The organism is Thiolapillus sp. (genome assembly GCF_048562965.1).
GTDB lineage: Bacteria > Pseudomonadota > Gammaproteobacteria > Chromatiales > Chromatiaceae > Thiolapillus > Thiolapillus brandeum_A.
Genome location: NZ_JBHNMF010001416.1, coordinates 1 through 635, shown reverse-complemented (window position 1 = coordinate 635; position 635 = coordinate 1). Strand labels below are relative to the sequence as shown.

Genomic DNA, 635 nt, shown 5'->3' with positions numbered 1-635 from the left:
AGGAAATCCGAACAAAATCCATATCCCACGCCCTTGCAACGCAACCCGGCTGCTTTCAGACGCACCTATCCCGTCATACCCGACAGATTGGTCGCAAACTTCCTCAAATGGGCGGCGGTTCAAACGCCTTCAGTGCAATGAGTACCTGTTCCAGAAGCATTCGATGTCGCTCTGCGAGTTTTACGAACAGTTGTCGCCCCGTTTTGACTACTTTTGCCGCCATGCCATACAGGCACCAACGTATTGTTATGGCGCGATGCTGCGCCAGTTCTCCAGGCAACAACTGACGCATGAGGGCAAACAGATTATAGGAGAGCGCCGAGATCAAGAAGCACAGCGCATTGGCATTGAAATCCGAACACGGCAAGGTGTCGCCGCCAAAATCCAGTTTCAGTTCCTTGACTCGGCCTTTGACAACCTATTTGTGCCCCAGCCGTCCTAGTCACCAAGCACTACGCAACAACTTCGCAAGCTCGTTGCTGCTCCGTACTTGGCTCCCATATGACTGGACGCAGCGTTCGGAGGCCTACTTTGTTTTCCCTCTGGCGCAAGGCACGCCGGGAAACCAGCCGGCAAACAGAGAATGCCAACACGATCCTAACCTGTTGTAGAGCCCATCTACTCGACCCATTCTG

2 protein-coding genes are annotated in these 635 nt (G+C 53.5%); one reads left to right on the top strand and one right to left on the bottom strand.

All coding sequences use genetic code 11. The features are described 5' to 3' along the window. Window positions 1-103 precede the first annotated feature (103 nt). The gene (locus ACOCD2_RS24690) at window positions 104-367 is read right to left on the bottom strand and encodes a transposase (RefSeq protein WP_293650614.1); all 264 of its coding nucleotides are present in this window, start codon (window positions 365-367) and stop codon (window positions 104-106) included. On the opposite strand from ACOCD2_RS24690, the gene ACOCD2_RS24685 reads away from it, so the two are divergent. Continuing rightward, the gene (locus ACOCD2_RS24685) at window positions 348-611 is read left to right on the top strand and encodes a hypothetical protein (protein WP_293715919.1); all 264 of its coding nucleotides are present in this window, start codon (window positions 348-350) and stop codon (window positions 609-611) included. The genes ACOCD2_RS24690 and ACOCD2_RS24685 overlap by 20 nt on opposite strands. Window positions 612-635: the final 24 nt, after the last annotated feature.